Source organism: Mesorhizobium sp. WSM4830 (genome assembly GCF_055811495.1).
On the sequence record NZ_JBVVQI010000052.1, the window covers coordinates 1 to 15,622 of the forward strand.

The window sequence follows — 15,622 nt, forward strand, 5'->3', positions numbered from 1 at the left end:
CGCTTCACCCGCCCAGCAGGGCACAACCCACGCCGGAAACGAACTCAAAACTGGATAGAAACTGGGGGCAACGTCACAGGTGACAAATCGTCGATGCTGCGGACTTGCAAGTTTTTTCTGTCGTGAGAGGACAAGTTTTTTACGCAATAATCCAAAATTTCACATCTCATGATCTTGATGATGTTCCGATAGTCTTTTTGCGCAAGGGATCGTCACCCGTATGGCTAGGACCCTGCTTCGCCGAAGGCTTGGCCCACTCTACAACGACGCGATAGAAGCCTTCTTAATGGCGCAGGTCCGGGGCATTGTGCAGGAACCTAGCTCCGACCAAAAACAACTCACACTGGATAGAAGGACTCGGAAACGCCGCAACCAACCCTGCAAAATCTCAGAAAACGACAGGAATGCTGGAGGTTGGGTAAAAAACGAACGCAAACCTCTTCACGGCAGTCAAACCGCGAAGCCGATGGCGCGTGTTTGCGCGCGGCCCTCGTTGGCGCGTGTCCACGGGCAGGCAAGCTGACAATTACCGCTCGATCCCGAACCAGCCGCGGCAGGCGCTGGCATACTGCGGCAGGCGCAATTGGCAGCTGCGGGTCGAATCTAATTGTCGAACCGGGTGCGAGCGGCACCGATGACCGCCCCCTTGAATCGCAGCGTGTTCTCGACGTGGCGACGATCGTCGGTGGGCCGTTCGACGTTTTGTCGTGCATTCCTCTCCCGCTTCGCTCCCGATCACGTCGCGCTCGAATATCCAGTGACAGGAATCGGCGAAGCCGCCGACGCGAGCGCTGCCGCGAAACTGCGCTTTCCACCATTGCTCGATCAGTCCCACGGAGATTGTTTCCAAGTTTCATGAACGGCATCCACCAGCGCTGCGGCTAGATCTTGGGACATCGGTCTCGCTCATCGGAGTCGAGAGCGCGCCAGAGCAATTCGTCGTCATTAGAAATCTCCGTTCAAGCATTGCAAGGTGAACCTTTGCGAGCGCCGCCTTCTGCAACTCGCTCGGGAACGAGGTCCGGTAGTTTCGGATCACTTCAGTTTTCAGGTGGAGCCGAAAGAGGGAGCTCGCGCCGGTAACCTGTGCAGGGAGTTCGCCCCTTCTGAGTTGCTCAGTGATTTCGCTACGAAGCATATCGCCCATCCGATTAAGAACTGTCACGTGCAATTGACGTGCCACCGACGAGCGCGATCAAAAGGAGAAAACCACGCATTCGAGCCACGCGGGTGGGATGCCGGCGCGTCAGTTGTCTCGGGTTTCGAACCTAAGACGTCTTCAATCGGACACGGCCGGATACAGGAACATGGAAGTCGTCGTCTCCTGGTCTTCAAGGATAGAGGCCGAGCTTGAGGCAACCAAGAAACATGCGATCGGCGCCGGCCTGTGCTATCTACGAACTGGATCCCTCCAGCTCGATTGTAGCCGCTCGTCGAATCGTAGCTCGAGAAGCTCCGCATCGACAACACTCAGCGCCGCGCAGCCACCATCGTCGATCTCGATAAGGCGCATGGCCGCATCGAAGAGCGTACCGTCACCGTCAGCCGCGAGGCCGGCTGGCTCGAAGGCCAGCGCCGCTTTCCCGGTGAACTGCGCCTACCAGACGCCACAACCATAGTGCGCGTGCGCTCGCGCACTGGACTGAAGGACAAAAGCCGCTTCGACACGCGATACTTCATCGCCTCCGCCGAGCTGACGGCCGAACGGGCCGCCCATGCGGTGCGCGGCCACTGGCTGGTCGAGAACGCTCTGCACTGGACCCTCGACGTCGTCTTCAACGAGGATCAATCCCGCCTCCGAAAGGGCCACGGAGCGCATAACATGGCCATCGTCAGGCATTTCGCCATCAACCTTGTCCGTGCCGTCAACGACAAGCGCTCCATCAAGCTCAGGCGCAAAAAGGCCGGTTGGAGCACCGACTATCTCGCTTCAATCCTCGGAGAACTTCGCCGTTAACCCGGATTCGGAGCCCTGGCCGCGCAGCCTGATCGATCTGGTCATGCTCGATCAAGTCAGGACAACGGCGGAGCTGCTTCCGGCCGGGCGAACGAGATTCTCCCGCATGGGAATATCCGGACCCCAGGCGAACGGCGGCTTAGTCCAGTTGACTACCTTCTATGAATGCTCAAGCTGCCTCGCCGCCGTCCAGCCAAACGTGCCAAAGCACAATGTTGCCCGGTGCACCGCCATCGAGCGTCGCAAGATATTGGAAATTTCGTAGGTGGTGAGATGACGGCATTGATCGAAGGCCTTTAGGTCCCACAGGCAGACGGTGGGTTTGCCAAGGGTCTGGCTGGCACTCGACGCCTGCAGCTAGGAAAGGAGAAAGGTGCTCCTCCACCGACGAGTCATCTCGAATATAGGCGATCATGATCGCTTCGCTGTTCGCCCATGCATACTGACCAGCGACAAAACGAGCGATCCCATTGCTGCAATAGAGATCGACGCCCTTTCCCGAGACATGGTCGATGAGTTTGCATTCGACCACTACAGGAAACGAGGGATGCTTGCCCGTCAGATAGATCGAAAGATCGGGCCGTTTCTCCAGATGCGTTCCGTCGAAGCTAAGGGATTCCTTGCCACGCGCAACGGACGAAACCAGTTGAGACCAGAGTGGGTCGGTTCTCCAGAGGCCGTTGAGGCGAGATTCCAAGAGAGCGTTGATTTCAGCCTCGCTGCCATCGGTCAAAGCTTGGCTTCGTTCGTCTTTCAGCTCCTGCCAAACCCGCGCCACCGTCTCAAAGATTACATCCAGGTGCGCCTCAGCAATTGGATCGAGCGGCAGCCGCTGGCCACGGGTCAATTCTGCAACCTGATCGTCGCGCGGACGGAGGATCGGACTCCTCATTTGGCGCCTTTACCCGAGAGGAAGTCGACGTGCTCCCACACGATGCGCCTCGCAGCGAGACGCGCCTGGCTTGGGGTCCAGTACCGGGCTTGGTTGAGACGCCCTACAACGAGATGATTGGCTTGCTCATCGACATAAACAACCTCGGTCGCAGAAAGTTTGTCGGCGAACTCGATGGCCCGCATCCAGTCCACGCCGATCGCGTTTGGATCGGAGATTTCGCCGCTGATCAAAACGAACTGCCACGGCGACAGGGCGGGCATGGGAACGCGATGGATCGCTACAGGTCGGCCGAAACGCTCCCCCCAAGGCCGAAGCTCGGCATCAAGCCGCTTATTGAATGCCGTGTGCTGCGCGGTCGTTACAGGCGTTTGGCTCGCCTTCAGATTCACGGAAAATGGCAGTCGATACCGGAGCGTATCGGCGATGATCTCCACGTCTTCCGGGGTAAGGCCGAAGAGAGAGCCGATCCAACGATCGACTTTCTCCCAGTCTGCCTCATTGTCTTCTTGGGCCAAGGCCTCGAATAGACTGATGGCAGTGTTGCGGTCAGCAGGCGATAGCTGCTCGAATACAGGAACGGGAACTTCGTCGAGGATGAATTTCTCGACGACTTCACGTTCGAAACCAAACCGGCCGCTGGTTATAAGGGCGTACCAAAGCGCGATCTTGCTACCGAAGAGCAGCGCCAAATAGCGGACCAACTCGACACCATGTTCGTGCGTGTGGGCAGTGTAGCCGTGATAGCTCTGGTTGAAAATGACATCCTTTGCCACAACCGAAGTCATGATGCGGCCATGGCTGACAGGTGGTGACTCGCGGACCAGCAGCAGTGGTGCCGTATACAGGTCTCTCGGCCGACCTCGATGCACCCTAGATAGATCAAAGCGAGGAAAGGCAGAGGTGTCGAGCAGCATTCCCGACAGTGGCGTATTAGGCACTTCCGGGAGGTCGTGCAGATACGCAGCAGATTCGCCAGGCAGACCGTCGCCCGACTTAGCTACCTGACTGCTAGATCGTAAACGTTGATAGCCGTTACCCGTATGCTTTGGCCTGCCCCGGTGGGTACCAAAAGATTCGCGCCAATAGGCGTCTAAAGTTGGAAAGCCCTTTGCCGAGATCCTGTCATAGAGTTCTAAGTCAAGACGTGTCCCTCGGAACAGGATTTTCAGCAATTCGGGGCGCTGACGCACATCCCGACTTGTTACGACTTCAGCATTTGCGGCGTCGATCCGCCAAGCGCCGCTTTGGTTCAATGGGCCTTCGAGATGGGGACTTGTGAATCGGAATCCTGCGCCCACTGACGGTATGGCGTTGCGAGCGAAGAGGAGGCAAAACGGTGCAGTGATCTCCGGCCATACCCTCGTCCGGCGCAACTCGGTGCCGTTCACAATTCCGGTCACATCGAGAGCACCGAACAGCGCGTTGCGAGCTTCCGGCATAGTTTCACCGCGCTGGAACAGAAGGCGGGCATGCAGAGCAAACGCGATCTGGCCACCAGGGCGAGCCCATTCCATGGCACGCCAGACGAATGGGAGATCCAAGACTTCGTTGGGAATGGGCGCGCGAATCTTAGCATCGCCGATTCGTTCACGAGCAAGACGCGAAACCCGCTCTTCCAGCGAGGACCAGTTCGAAAGCTTCGTGGCGCTCGCCCAAGGGGGGTTCCCGATAACGAGGTCATAGGCTGCGTGATGCTCAATCCCGACTTCATCACCGAGGCTGCCAAGATCCTTTGATGTAGCCGCATCAGGGCTGTCGCCGAACTTGCGAAGCACATCTGGGCGGAGATTCTTGAACCGCAGTTTCTTGAGAGGCTCGGGATTGGGGTCCAACTCGATCGAAATCAAATAGAGGCCGAGAGCCGCAAAGCGCAGGGCAGATTCGTTGATGTCGAAGCCGGTGATCTGGCCGTAGAGAATTTGTCGCAGCGTCTCAGTGTCTGGACGCTTTCCATCGCGACGCCACCGTTCGCCCACGAGTTGCCGGAAGGCAGTGAGCAAAAAGACGCCGGCGCCCGCCGCAGGATCTAGAACGCGCGCCTGATACGTTTTGCCTTCGCGGCCGAGCGCCGCAAACGCGGCGCGGACCATCAGGTCGGCGATATGCCGCGGCGTGTAGTATCCGCCTTCCGTTCGCTGCTTCTCCGGTTCGTGATGGCTCAGATATCGCTCATAGGCCTGACTGAGAACGCCCACAGGAATGTGGGCGAAATCCAACATGTCCCATTTCTCTTGCCAGCCTAATTGAAGTTGGCCGCCTTGGGCGCGCCGAAGAATATGGCCGAGAACGTCAAACGCCTCCTGAGGAAGCGAGTTGATCATTGTTGCCGTAAGTGGAAGAAAATCCCCGTTAAAGGTTTCGTCGAGCCACGCCGAGGTGGCGACAGCAGTTGGAGCAGAGTCAAAAAGCGCGGTGGCGCCATTGGCGGCGAGCGCGCACACGGCTTCAGGCAGTATGTCGCGATCGGCAAGAAAACGGACGAACAGGGCGCGGCCGACGAGCGAGATGGCGTCGCCGTCGGCGACAGCCAAACGGGCAAGGTCGTCGAGGGCGCTGGTCAGAAGTCTGAGGATGACGTCGCTGATCCAACGCCGATTCGCGGACGTCTGAGGCCGGAGGTTCCCGAGGTGGGGAATAACGATCCGCCGATCGTCATTCGCCTTGCCGATCGATACGCGCGCTTGGGCAGCATCTCCCTCCAGGCCGACTTGGTATATCGTCATGCCGCCAGGTGTCACGACTGCGAGGTAGGGAGCGTCGCCACGCATCGCCACGAGACGCCGAATTCGGCTTAGCCGTTGCGGGCTGCCGTCGAGCAGCGTACCGTCGACCAGGAAAAGAAGTGGCCTATCCTGCCATTCGTATACGCCGCCTATTGCCGCTAAATCTGGGTCGCCCGCTACCCGCGCCGCAGTAAGCGTGGCATAGGGAAGCAGTTCGGGCCCATCGACGTCGAACTTCAACAGCGAAGCTGGATCTCCGCCATACTGCTGAAGAATCTCGTCAAAACTGTTCATGACCTGGAGCCATGCCTCAATGCGTGTCTCAAGTGAAGCCTGATCGACAGATTTTTCAGCCAACTTTCCAAAGTGCGTGAGTGTGGACTCACCTTTCCTCCAAAATTGCCGTTATGGATCTTAAATCTTGCTTCTGGCGCATGTTATTCCTTGCCGAAGGAGAACGCTGCACGCGGCGAATCCTTACCGAACGCGAAGGATTGACGGTTGGGCATCCTTGCCCGGGAGCCCCGGCGATGGTCCGCCTCTCATATTGGACGGTGCGGTTCTGCTAGCCCACGTCATCAGCACCAGGAATCTTAATTGGGGCGTGTGGACGATGTCTGAGTCTCTTCGAATGAGGCACTGGCAAGTTCCGGATTTCTGTTCTCCCTAGCTTCGCCATACTACCATCTGGCTGTCATGATCGTGCCGGCGGCGGAGCTTTCCCGTGAGGTTGGCAACGATACCTGCGGCGGTATATGGCGCGGCGCTTGCTTCAAAGTACCGATCGTGACCGTCATAGATCTGCCAGCCGAAGCCCTGGTCCAAATCAACGACCAGCCGCTTCCCCGATTCGTAAGTGAACGTCAGGCTTCGCTTGTGCGGCGGCTGTCCGACTGCGAGCGAGACATCGAGATTGCGACGGTCGCCATACGCTCCGGCAAAAGCGTCCAGCGAATCGTCATCAGCAATGTCCGAGGCTACATGATGCCGTGAGAAGCCAGAGCCCTTGTCTGGAGCGGTTTCGATGGAAACCGGGACCATCTCGCCGTCGGCAAGCGCCGACACAGTATCCAGCAGGAGGCGCAGCACGATGGGAGAGCGGGCGAAACGGTCACGGTAGACGACTTCGACCGGCTGTTCTCTGGCCGAAATCCCGCAATCCGCCGCCGCCTTGCGGATCGCTTTCGCCATCTTTCCTCCGAACAGGTCGACCGAGCCGTCGAATGCAGAGTCGAGGACAACGACGGCGGCGCCGCTCGCCGGTGCCAGACGCTCCGCTTGGACGGGCGTGATACTCGGCTGGATGGCAAACGGCGCGAGAGCGATAGGGAGGCTGTGGCTAGCAGCCCAGTCAGGCCCGGCCAGGCCGATCGCAAGATCGCGGCTCGCCCAGCCTTTGCCCGCTGCCCCGTCTGTCGCGTAGGCGAACAGGATGGCGCCATTGTCGAAGCGCGGCGGCTTGCCTTCGGCGATAACGACCTGGTGCCGCGACCCGTAGTCTCGAAGATAGAGGAGCTGTGCAGCGTCCAGCGATTCGATCGTGCCTTCGGGAAGGACCAGCGTAACGGGCCGTCCATTACCCGCCCAGCGCCGGAACAACGAGGTAGGGAGCCAATCCTCGAGCGACGCCGGATCACCCGCCTGTGTCCAGAAAAACAATCTGGATTGGCCGCGCGCATTCAGCCAGTCGTCGATTTCAGCCAGCGGCCGCTCGGAGATGTCGGCATCTTGGGCGAACACATCGTCGGGGGAGATGACGTCGGGAAGTGCGAGATGGGCATCCATGAAGGCGATTGCCTTCCTACGGTCGAGTTCTTCCTCCTTCTCCGGCGCGTCGGAGACGAGGACGCAGGACGAGCAAGCGTGTGTACAATCGCGCGGGCATTCGAGAATGGCGCGGGCACTTTTCAGGATGGCGCGCATATCGTCAGCGGCGCGAACGACATAGCCAGCGCCACCTGCTGCACGGTCGTGCAGGAAAATGGAGAGCGTTGCGCTGGTCACCGCGTTGCGCGACGCACCAATGCCATAGCCCATTTCCTCAGGCTCAATGCCGAGGTGACGTGCGACTGCTTCGCGCATTGCAATGGCGATCGCATTCGCCGCGCCGATGTCAGGCGTCGCCGCTGGCTGGAATTCAAGAACGTCGGTGTGGATCTCGTGGCCGAGATGGAGGCCAACCTGAATGGCGAAGGGCTTGTCGTTGCCATCGCACGGATCCTTGAAATTCTCGGGCGAGCGGAGCGGCTTGTGGTCTTGGAGGCTAGTGCATACCATCTGGCCGACTTTCATAGGCTCCATGCGGCCGCAGCGAAGACACAGCCCGTAGCCGCTGGGCGCGTCGCCCGGTCCCTTCGTGTGGTAGTAGACGGTCCCACGGCGGTTTAGCCGCAGTCGGCCCGCGGTCGGCTTGCTCAGCGCCTCCCATTGGACAGATCCCGCTGAAATGCGGCTCCGTTCGGGCCGCACATAGGCAACCTGGTCGACATCCGCGTGCGGCTCGACGTGGTGATCACGCAGGAAGCCAGCTGGCTTGAGGTAATTCTCCACAGTGACCGCCGCGTCGCCGCAGGACCGGCAAAGGTCAGGCCACGAGCCGGCCCCGGTGCAAGAGTCACCGCAATGGGTGCAACGCATAGCCCACCGCAGCGCCTGAATCTCGCGCACGCCCTCTTCGCTGGAGGGCCGGTGCCAGTTCAGCGTCACGCCGCCGACCCGGTAGACCTGCCCATCGACCACTGTCTCCGACCCCGGCGCGTAGTCGCGGATGGCGATGTCGAGCGGCCGCTTCGGTCCGCCATGGCGCCGGCCAGCTTGCCCGTCGCCTGCGTCGTGATCAAACGCGGCACGGCCGAGTTCGAAGGAGACTACATTGTTTGGAAAGCCGTGGCCTGGGAGGAACCCGCTATCGGAGAGATCGGCCAGCAGGAATTCGCTGCACAGGCGTTTCAAATGAATCTCGATTGATTTCGCAGCCCCAATCTCGGCTGCGCCCGGCACCTGCTCTTGCAGGGCCTGCCACTCGCGAACGAAGTCAGCTTCGACGTCGGCCATGGCGTCAGCGGTCAGTGCGGCGAGGTCGCGCCGTCCATCTAGGACGGTGCCGCGCACAAGCCGGTGAAGCGCCGCTTCGCTGTCATCGGCTGTGGTCGCAAGGGCTAGCCAATTGAAGAAGAGCGCGACAGGTCGCTCAGCCTTGACCGGGCGCGACGAACGCGGCGATTCGGGACAACCGAAGAAATCGCCGGCCTTCATGCTCATGGCATTGCCGCTATGTAATGAAAGGAAGCGGCCGAGCAGGAAAGCGCCGACATGGCGCAGCACAATAGGTCGGCTGTCGAGTGCAACGCGTGGCGCGGCAATCGTGCGTTTGAGAAAGCTCGCGGGCGCGCGGAAAGCTTCGCGGTCAAGCGGCCGGTCCTTGGCAAAGGTGAAGGCGAGCGACAACGGCTGGCCGCGTCGACCCGCACGGCCGACACGCTGGCGATAATTGGCGATCGACGGCGGAACGTTCGTCATCATGACACCGTTCACCGAGCCGATGTCGACGCCCATCTCCATCGTCGTCGAGCAATTGAGAAAGTTGATTTCTCCGCCCTTAAACCGGGCCTCGTAGCGACGCAGCCGCGAGGGCGACAGTTGCGCGGAATGCTCCGCCGATCGAGCATAAGGCGAGAAGAGCGCAATGCGGTCGTGCAGGTCCGTCCAGAGTCCACGCGTGCGCAAGTCCGCCACTGTTTCGTTGGTTTCGACGAAGGCGCGGCGGGCCGTCTCGCCCTCGATTACGGGACAAATCGGCAAATTGATTGGCTCGGCGCGATCCTTGGCCGTGCGGGCATAGGGCGTTAGTCCGAAGGGCGCGACATCGACGATTCGCCTGGTCACAGGACAGAAATTGGCCGACTTCAGTGGCGCTAACTCCAGAAGGTTGAAGTCAAGCGCACGCTCGCCGCTTTCATTCGAAGGAAAGAGTGGCAGGAGCTGGTTCCACGCCTTCTCCAGCCAGTCGTTCATCTCCATCCGGTCTTCCTTCGAGCCCGGATTGAGGCCGAGCCCCAGGCGAAGGAGTTCTATCACCTGCGGAATCTTCGCCGATGTCGAGGCACGTGGCCAAGCCTGCTGGTCGCGACCTACTTCCAGGCCAGGGGAAACGAGCCTCTTCGGATATCCCTTTCGTGCAATCCAACGGAGTGCGTCACGGGTCACTGCAACGGCGTATGGTGATCGGACCGAGAAGATGAGAATGCAGGTCAGAAATGCCTTCCAATCATCGAGCGTCGCGCCGCGCTGAAGGAAGTTCCGAGGCGCGTCCACGACCTTGGTGACAGCCGGATAGAGCAGTTGCGCGAGGCCCATTGTTTCCGGCGTGTTCGCCCTACGCGGGCGGCGCAGCATTTCGCGCAAAAGAAGCGCGTTGGCCAATTGGGAAGTCGCAGACGATCCCGACATCTTGAATATGTCGGCGCGATCGCCCCATACCTGCGGCAGCCATTCCCGGACTTCGATGCGATCAGCGAGGTTCTCGCGCAAATCCGGCCAACGAATGGTTCCGTCCCCGGTGTGCGTAGCCAACTCCCTTTCACAATCAGCGACAAGTGATGTGAACAGGGCGTCGTCCTGCCATCCGTCGCGGGTCTTTATCTGTGCAATCCTCGCGCGCAGCCTAGCCGTCTCCTCGGTCTCCCCACCACCAGAGGCCTTGAGTTGAACGGCCTGATAAATAAAAGAGCGGACGAAGGCCCTTTCGGATTCGATCTGCAGGCGCGCGGCCATGCGTGCGGTGCCTTGGCGGCTGTCGGTGAAGCTTATGAGCTGTCGTCCGCTCGCTGGAAGGTCTGGCGGCATCTGCGGCAGCGCGGGCACGACGACCTTGTGTGAGGGGGGCATGGCGGCGAGCAGCATCGGCGCGGCGTTTCCAATGATGAAGGGCGCGCCGAAGCGGAAGGGGTAGAGCTTGTCCCCGGATCTGTTCTTGGCGCTGCAGGACGGGCAAGCCCCCCTGCCATCGCCGTGGGAGGTCAGGCGGTACCGGCCCTCGCCGCCTCCATCCGCTGTACGGCCAGTCTTCTCGTCGATGAACAGTGGTCTGAGGCCTGCGTCTGACAGCGAGAAGCAATGGCGGATGGATGGCATGTCGAGCAAAATTTCCTCCTCATGCATGTCGTCTTCCGCCTCAGCATCAGTACTTTCGCGTAGGGCCTCGAACAAGAATTCGTCGGCGGGCGGCACATTGCGTGGCGGAGTGAGGCGGTCGCCTTTTTCTTCAGCAACCATGAAGGCGTCGCCGCATTCATTGCAGGAAAACAGCTCGGCCACTGGCATGCTGCAGGAGGAACAATTTTCCTCGCGCTCGTAAAGAACGCGGCCGGCGCACCAGCCCTCGCCGATCGCGCCGGAACAGTCAGGATTGGTGCAGCACCAGAGGCCGGGCAGTGCGCGGTGGAAGGAGTGGACTCGAAGAGGAGCGAGGGTTTCGCGAGCGGTGCTTTGCGCGCGGGTTAGCGCCATAGCCAGCGTCTCGCCGTCCGTTCCCATCCTGCTGCCGAGTTGGTCGAACTCATGGGCGGGAACGGATTGATCCTTCAACCTCTCGACGAGCGACCAGACGGGATCGTGGCCGCCGAGCGCATCGAAGAGCGCAGGTGGCGGCAGAGCGGACAGCGCAGCCGCGTCGGGTGCCGCGCCTCCCGTCGCCGGGCGCCGCGGCAACTGCCGATCTCCGGTAATCATGACGACATTGTCGAGCGAGATGCCGCCGATATCGGCGAGGAACCTGCGTAGCTTCTCCTCGACATCGGCGCCTTCTCCGATCGTCGCCGAGGTCGCGACGAAGCGGACCTTCGCTGGATCGACATCGAAGGCTTCCATGACCCGGCGCAGCAGCAACGCCACTTCCGCCGCCGCCGAACCGACCAGCGTATGCGCCTCGTCGAGCACGATCCACTTCAGCCGACCTCGGGACGCCTCCAGGATCGGCTGGTCCTGTGGACGGACCAACATGTATTCGAGCATCGTGAGGTTCGTCACTAGGAGTGGCGGCGGGTCGTTGCGCAGGCTCTTGCGGTCAGGCACGGTCTGGGGCGCACGCGACAGCGCGTCCCTCTGCTCGTTGGCTTTTAGCTTTTCGGGTAGGTTGCCGTTGTAGAGGCAGTAGCGGATAATGCCGCCAGCAGGCTTCGTCCAGGCATCGAGACGTTCCTGCTGGCTCGCGATCAACGCGTTCAGCGGGTAAAGCATGATCGCCTCAACGCCGCTCACCCTCTCGTTGCGGCGGTACAGGCTGTCAAGCAGAGGCACGAGGAAGCATTCTGTCTTTCCGGAGCCGGTGCCGGCGGAGATGACCGCGCTTTTCGGTTTCGGTCCTTCAAGTGTCCGCCACGCGGCGGTCTGATGGCGGTAGGGAAAACGCTTCCGCGGGAAGGAGTAGCCTTCGCCGCTATCATCTCCGACAAGGGCCGCGACCGTCCGTGCGTCGAGCAAGTTGCCTGAGAGAGCGTCCAGCGTCTCGTCGGCAGTTACGAACGGGAAGGCGCCCTCCAGGACGGGAGGTGGGATCAGCGCGCCCTCGCCGTCGGGGCTCGCCAGCATCGTTCGGAGGTGGGCAGTCAGAGCAGGGTGCCGCAGCCCCGACTGGGCGATCACGGCCTCGGCCATGCGCTGGCGCAAGCGGGCCAGAGTCTCGAAGGGTCGTATGGTCATTTGGCGAGGAACTCGAGGCAATGAGGATAGGCCGCGGCGATGTAGTTGCGGTCGATATCGAGCGCGTTGCGTAGACCCGCCGCGATCTCGGCTGACATAGCGAGTTTCCCACACGCTACGCCTGCGAGGCAGAGCGGGACGAGAAGCATCGGGAAATGGTGATGGTCGAACCCATCGAGCCCAGGCGGCACGCCGAGATTTGCAGCTCGCTCGGCGAGACTGCGCGGTAGTTCGTCGTGCTGGTCATGACGCAGGCGCATGTAGTCTTGAGCGATTGATCGGAGATCCTGAGGGAAGTTCTTGCCGAAGCCTAAGGAACGAACGATTCCGGCAAACCAAAAGGTTCGCTCGCCAAGTGTTTCGAAGCGTTTCTGCATCTGCAGCGTGGCTTGGGCCGTGGCCTGCTCGACTTCGAAGACCGTCGACAAATCTGAAACAGCCCGGTTCCATTCTGTCCCCGCGGCCAACTTCCAGGCGTCGAGCGGCAAAGCCATCCAAAGGAAGGGCAGATCGCGTTCCAGCACCAGTACGGAATCAAGTCGCTCGGGGCTCGCGGCAAGCAACAGGCGGCATAGAAGCGTGGGACATGAAGGCAACTCGCGCGTGATGTCCATCGCTCGCGGGCTGAGGCCGTTGAGGGACGCGACGATGCGGATGAGCTGCGAAATCTCGGCCCCTTTTTCCTTATCATCGGCTACGATCCGCAGTTCCCTTTGGATGGCTTGTCGGCGGTCGTCCTCATCCGAAACGAGCGCAATAACCTGCAGCCGCGTGAGCGTTTGACGCCGAACAGAATCGATCGGCGCTTCAATAATCGAAGGACGCGTCAGAACTGCGTCACCCTTGCGGCAATACACGAGGTATGAACCATCGGGATTGGCCGGCAGTTGGAACAGGCCGTTGCCAATTTGCAGGAGCGCGATCTCCATTTCTGGTTGCAGAAGCGGTCGCGCGACGGCGCGTATGTCAGCGCCAAGATTCGCAAAGAGGACCTTGCCGTCTGTCACGAGCGGAAGGTCTTGATTCCGGCGTATGGTGCAAAGTGGGCGATTGCGATCGTCCCTTATCATCACCCTCGGGCCGCGTTCGGTCGACAGGCCGAGAAGGCTTTCAGCCAGCGCACCGAAGCGCACCATGGGGGTCTCGCCTTCCACGCGGCGGGCGATCAGCGCCCGTGCATCGCCCGCCCCGCGCAGGTCGAGGTCGATCGTGACCGGCTCACCAGTCACTAGAACGGCGCCACGTAGATCGGCGGGCGACAGCTCTGGCGCGTCTTTGCGAATCTTGCCGGAAGCGTCAACGAGCAAGGTCTCGTTTGCAACGAGACCGAGTGACGCCACGACTGTGGCCCCTTCAGGATCGGTCAGTCGGAGGCGCTGCTGGGCAGTAGGTGCATCGCGCCATGACGCCAGGAAGCTGTTGCCCGATCGTTCTACCTCGATCGTCACGCCGTCCGTATCGACCGGCGCGATGTCCCAATCCCGCAGGCCGCGCCAAGACACACGCGCACCCGCGGCTGCGATGCTCCCTTCGATGCTGAAGCCGTTAGGTAAGGCGAGGACGCGAGCGCGGTCGACCAAGAATCCTTCCTCATCCAGCCACTGGACAGTAATGAGTCCTTCCAAAGCCTGTCGTGCGTGCACTTCGCGCCCGTCCCGCAGTATGCGCAGGCGTGGTGTGCCGGCGGAGCCGTTCGTGCGGACCAGTAATGGCGCGGCGACAGGCTGGATGGACCCGTCGTCCAGTGAAAGCGCTGGCAGATAAATCGTCTCAAGATCCAGCCGCCGTTCCTCGTCCGAGGATGCACCCGCCTGAACGCGGTAGCGCTCGCCCTCTCCTGTCTCAACGAGCGCCATGCCCTCCACGCGCCAGAGGGCCCGATCGTCGCGCTGCCACATGAGTTCCGCGAGGCCGTCATCGTGACCTAAGACCCTGGTCCCTTCCGACACCCATACGAAAAGGTTTTCCAGGGTCGAACGAACCGAGCCGGTCCCAATGAGTTCTAGCCGATCCTCTCGCTCCGTTTGCCGCAGCACGTGACAAGCCGAGGCCGCAGTGCGGCCACCGGGCCAGCACACGGCCGGCAAAGTATTGCCTTCGCGCGAAAGTGTCACCGCTATCGCGTCTGAGAACGGCAGCGGGCCGACGAATCCGGGACGACCGAGCGCCTGCGAGGTCACCTTGAATTTGCCTTTTGAATCCGTTTCCGACCGATAGACCAGCGCGAATTCGCGGGAGGTAAGCCGAGCGGCGCCTCCGGCGAAATAGGCGCGAAAGCGGCCTTCTTGTTCATTGGCGAGCGCATCAAAACGGAGCGGACCGTCAGCCTGCACGACGAATCCCTCAATCCACTTGCCGCCGGGGTGTTGCGCGAGGAGGCGCTTGAGCCCGATGCCGCCGCCCCGCGCCTTCAGCGCGACCGTTAGCAGATCGTTAAAGAGCCTGCTGCAGGCAGCCTGGTCCTCGGGCAGATGAATCGGAAGGCGGTCGCGCCAGCCTTTCGCTTGCGCATCCAGCCAGCCAGCAGGGTTGTTGTTTAGCTGGTCCGTCGGTAAGGCTCGACGACATTCGATCAACCCGGCGATCAGCTCCGCCGCCAAGCCGAAAATGCTGTCTTCCCGGTAGCTGGTAGGCAGTCCTTCTGCGTGACGCGTTGCGATCGACAGATAATCGGCGTGGGATGAGGGCCACCCCAATGCGAGCGAGTCAGCCATCACATTCTCGAAATAGCTCCGCACCGCATTGCCACGTTCGCCCACTAGAAGTGTCGATGGCAGCCCTCCATTGCGAGCAAGCGTCATCAGATACTCGTTGCGGGTGCGCTGTGGTCCCTCATGGACGATGAGTTTCAGCGCCCACCAGTCCAGCCCAGCGCGCGCGATTTCATTCCGCTCATTCTTGGAAACGTCGTCCGGCACCACGCCGATATCCTGCCAGCGCCGCCACAGGGTATCAGCCTCTCTGCGAAACCACTCCGCTGTAACAAGCGCGAAGATAGCGCAGAGCGGGCGGTTGCTTCCGTCCAGCAATGCGGAAGCCTTTCGCAAGAGCGAGAGGCCATATCGATATTGAGCGTCGCTGATGCAATAGCGATACAGCGGACGACCATCGGGCTTATCAAGGCCTGATTGGGCGAGGATCTCACTCAGAAACCGATTTGACGGTGACGCCTGAATGCCCGCCGGAGCTCCTGCCGAGCTACGTCTAAGACCTATACTCACGAATCATCCGCCCAAACCCCTACTGCCCGCCCCAATGAAGCGCCGCAGCTACCGCTTGTCCAGCTTGTTGATCCCAGCGCGGTGTTATTGCGCACACTACGGCTGGAACCTCGCAAGTCGACGATGT

General features: G+C 60.8%; 6 protein-coding genes. 1 reads left to right on the plus strand and 5 read right to left on the minus strand.

Going from position 1 to position 15,622, the window contains the following annotated elements; genetic code table 11:
• Positions 1 to 526: 526 nt before the first annotated feature.
• Positions 527 to 835, minus strand: coding sequence for a hypothetical protein (locus AC0L2Y_RS32740; RefSeq protein ID WP_473562109.1), 309 nt, complete (start codon positions 833 to 835; stop codon positions 527 to 529).
• Positions 836 to 1,459: 624 nt separating this feature from the next.
• On the opposite strand from AC0L2Y_RS32740, the gene AC0L2Y_RS32745 reads away from it, so the two are divergent.
• Positions 1,460 to 1,957 carry an ISAs1 family transposase gene (locus tag AC0L2Y_RS32745; protein ID WP_473562121.1) on the plus strand — a complete coding sequence of 166 codons (498 nt, stop codon included), beginning with the start codon at positions 1,460 to 1,462 and terminating at the stop codon, positions 1,955 to 1,957.
• 169 nt (positions 1,958 to 2,126) lie between these two features.
• On the opposite strand, the gene AC0L2Y_RS32750 is transcribed toward AC0L2Y_RS32745, so the two are convergent.
• The 4 genes from AC0L2Y_RS32750 to AC0L2Y_RS32765 all read right to left on the minus strand — a co-directional run bounded on the left by AC0L2Y_RS32750 (position 2,127) and on the right by AC0L2Y_RS32765 (position 15,495).
• A complete protein-coding gene (locus tag AC0L2Y_RS32750; RefSeq protein ID WP_473562110.1) occupies positions 2,127 to 2,849 on the minus strand; it encodes a hypothetical protein in 723 nt (240 codons plus the stop codon).
• Complete coding sequence (locus AC0L2Y_RS32755) at positions 2,846 to 5,869, minus strand: HsdM family class I SAM-dependent methyltransferase (protein ID WP_473562111.1); 3,024 nt, start codon at positions 5,867 to 5,869, stop codon at positions 2,846 to 2,848. The genes AC0L2Y_RS32750 and AC0L2Y_RS32755 overlap by 4 nt, the downstream gene beginning before the upstream one ends.
• Positions 5,870 to 6,241: 372 nt before the next feature.
• Positions 6,242 to 12,274 carry a DEAD/DEAH box helicase gene (locus AC0L2Y_RS32760; RefSeq protein WP_473562112.1) on the minus strand — a complete coding sequence of 2,011 codons (6,033 nt, stop codon included), beginning with the start codon at positions 12,272 to 12,274 and terminating at the stop codon, positions 6,242 to 6,244.
• A complete protein-coding gene (locus AC0L2Y_RS32765) occupies positions 12,271 to 15,495 on the minus strand; it encodes an STY4851/ECs_5259 family protein (RefSeq protein ID WP_473562113.1) in 3,225 nt (1,074 codons plus the stop codon). The genes AC0L2Y_RS32760 and AC0L2Y_RS32765 overlap by 4 nt, the downstream gene beginning before the upstream one ends.
• Between the last annotated feature and the right edge of the window lie 127 nt (positions 15,496 to 15,622).

Bases quoted from the DNA above. Each gene is read 5' to 3' on its own strand.
- AC0L2Y_RS32750 (WP_473562110.1), bottom strand. From the start codon at position 2,849: ATGAGGAGTCCGATCCTCCGTCCGCGCGACGATCAGGTTGCAGAATTG.
- AC0L2Y_RS32755 (WP_473562111.1), bottom strand. From the start codon at position 5,869: ATGAACAGTTTTGACGAGATTCTTCAGCAGTATGGCGGAGATCCAGCT.
- AC0L2Y_RS32760 (WP_473562112.1), bottom strand. From the start codon at position 12,274: ATGACCATACGACCCTTCGAGACTCTGGCCCGCTTGCGCCAGCGCATG.